The following is a 2,894-nucleotide window of genomic DNA, read 5'->3' on the forward strand; positions in this document are numbered from 1 at the left end:
CGCGTACTTTGGAAAGTATTTGATCAAAATCAATTTTATGTGTTTTTTTCTCTAGTGTTTCCATGATTATTATTTTATGCTCCAACATTTACTAGATCCGCGAAAACGCCGGCCGCTGTTACCTCCGCACCAGCTCCTGGCCCTTTAACAACTAGTGGTCTTTCTTTGTAGCGTTCGGTAGTAAAAGATATAATATTGTCAGATCCAGAAAGAGCATAGAAAGGATGATTTTCATCAACCATCTCCAAAGCTATCGATACCTTCCCTTCTTCTAATTTACCAATGTAACGAATTACTTTACCTTCAGAATCTGCTTTTAATTTCAATTCGTTAAAAAAGTAGTCCGCTTTCAGAAGCTCTGCATAGAAATCGTCTACAGAGCTCGCTTGCAAACATGTCTCTGGAAGAATCGCGCCTAGGTTAACATCAGAAGGCTCGATAACATAACCCGCATCACGCGCTAGGATAAGCATTTTACGCATAAAGTCGACTCCTCCTAGATCATCTCGCGGATCTGGTTCCGTATATCCCAGTTCTTGCGCTTGTTTAACTACATCGTAAAATGAGGACTCACCAATAAAGTTATTAAATATATAAGAAATAGTTCCTGAAAGAATTGCTTCGATTTTCACAATACGATCCCCGCTAAGCATCAAATCTTTCAATACGCGAACAATTGGTAAGCCAGCCCCCACATTTGTCTCATAGAAAAAATCTACACCATATCTACGTGCTGTATCACGTAATGTGCGGTACTGTTCATAAGAACCCGAATTAGCAATTTTGTTACAAGTTACAATAGAAATGTTTGACTTAAAGATATCCTCATAATAGGTCGAAGGCAATTTGCTTGCCGTGTTGTCCACAAACACACAATTTGGCAGATTCATCGCTTTCATCCGCTCAATAAATGCGGAGAGATCAGCAACTTCTGGCGAATTATCTAGCGCTTTTTCCCAGCCTGCTAAATCAACGCCATCGACATCGAAGAACATTTTGCGGGAATTAGAAATCCCCGTTACCTTGATCTCTACATCATTGTTATCTAACAAGAAATCATATTGTTCATGTATCTGACGAAACATAGTAGAACCAATATTACCTGTTCCCAGTGCAAATACATGAAGTGTCGTTTTCAACGCAGCAAAAAAAGCATCATGAACAGCATTTAACGCTTTTGCTAAGTTATCTTTACTTATTATCACTGAAATATTCAATTCAGAAGAGCCCTGAGCTATTGCTCTAACATTGATACCATTCCGTCCCAGGGCGGCAAATAAGCGTCCTGACATCCCTGGAGTCCGTTTCATATTCTCACCGACAATTGCAAGTACAGACAGATCATTCTCTACGGTAGGTATGGTCAATTTGTTAGCCTCTAGTTCAAGTTCAAATTCAGCACGAATCAATGTCACGGCCTTCGTCGCATCGTCGGGATGTACGGCAAAGGTGATACTATGTTCCGATGAGGATTGGGTGATTAACACCACGTTAATCTGTTCGCGAGCGAGTAGCGTAAATAGTCGCCCGCTGAAGCCAGATTTACCAATCATTCCACTTCCGGCAAGGTTGATTACGGAAATATCCGATATTGAGGAAATTCCTTTTATTGGAAATTCAGATTTACCCGACTCAAATTGAATAACCGTCCCTGGAAACGTCGGTTCAAATGTATTCCGGATAACAAGGGGGATCTTCTTCAAAAAGGCAGGTATCATCGTAGGCGGATAAATTACCTTGGCTCCAAAATAGGAAAGCTCCATAGCCTCAGTGTATGATAATACCGAAAGCGAAAAGGCCTTTTTTACGATCCGCGGATCCGCAGTCAACATGCCATTTACGTCAGTCCATATCTCTATGGCTGTTGCATTCAGGACAGAACCAAATATCGCTGCCGTATAATCTGAGCCGCCGCGGCCTAGAGTCGTAACCCGCCCTTGCTCATTTGATCCTATAAAGCCAGTTACAAAAAGCAGTTTGTCCGAATGAGAATGACTGAGAGACTGTATAAGCTGTTGAGTAAGTTCTTCGTTCACATGCGCATGTCCAAAACTGGAATCTGTTTTTATGTAATGGGAGGCGTTAATGTATTCAGTTTGTGGAACATATTGCTCCATAACTTTGGATACCATATAATTAGAAAGGCGCTCGCCGAAAGAAACAACAAGATCCTTACTTTGAGGACTGAGTTCCTTAAGCGCGCTAATTCCTTGTAGAATCTCCTCTAGATCGTTAAGCATCAATTTAATCTTCGTAAACACGGGATTCTGAAATTTGATCGCGATAAGTTTCTTTACAACGTTGAAATGACGCTCTTCTACGCTTGCTAGATCATCTTCAAAGGGCAGTCGCTGCGCGGCATTCTCCGCCATTTGCGTTAACAGATTGGTAACACCTGACATCGCAGATAATACTACGAGTGGCTTCTCATCTTGTTCGTAAGCTTTCTTGACAATATCCAGCATAGCACTTATGCTCTCTACTGTACCAACCGAGGTGCCCCCAAACTTTAATACTTTCATTTTCTGTTTTTATATAGTTTTAAAATAGTGTGCGTAAAATAAAAAAAGCCTTCCCGGTGGAGGAAGGCTCTATATAACTTGTACACTTTCTTATACAATAGAATTACTTCCTCCGATGGTAAATGCCGGTGGTAATAATAATAGATGAAATAATCGAGTGTATTCTCATGTTCTTTTTTAATTCGAATTAAAGATAAGACATAAAATTGGAATTAATCAAATAAATTTTCAATTTCTTTGAAAATTTAATAAAAGTGGATTTCACGTTTGTAGCACATCCTCTACAACAACTTTTCTTTCCGTTATCGTAAAGCAATACGAGAAAAGTGTTAAAATCTGTTAATTTAGGTTTAAAAACTGGCGTCGTTGTTT

The 2,894-nt window shown here is 39.8% G+C and carries 1 protein-coding gene; it reads right to left on the reverse strand.

All coding sequences use genetic code 11. The annotated features are described in order from the left end of the window. Window positions 1-74 precede the first annotated feature (74 nt). The gene (thrA, locus tag HP439_RS18510; protein WP_172391810.1) at window positions 75-2,522 is read right to left on the reverse strand and encodes a bifunctional aspartate kinase/homoserine dehydrogenase I; all 2,448 of its coding nucleotides are present in this window, start codon (window positions 2,520-2,522) and stop codon (window positions 75-77) included. Window positions 2,523-2,894: the final 372 nt, after the last annotated feature.

This window comes from Sphingobacterium shayense, from assembly GCF_013179575.1.
Classification (GTDB): domain Bacteria; phylum Bacteroidota; class Bacteroidia; order Sphingobacteriales; family Sphingobacteriaceae; genus Sphingobacterium; species Sphingobacterium shayense.

Coding starts and splice junctions, on each gene's coding strand:
- thrA (WP_172391810.1), bottom strand. CDS start 2,522: ATGAAAGTATTAAAGTTTGGGGGCACCTCGGTTGGTACAGTAGAGAGC.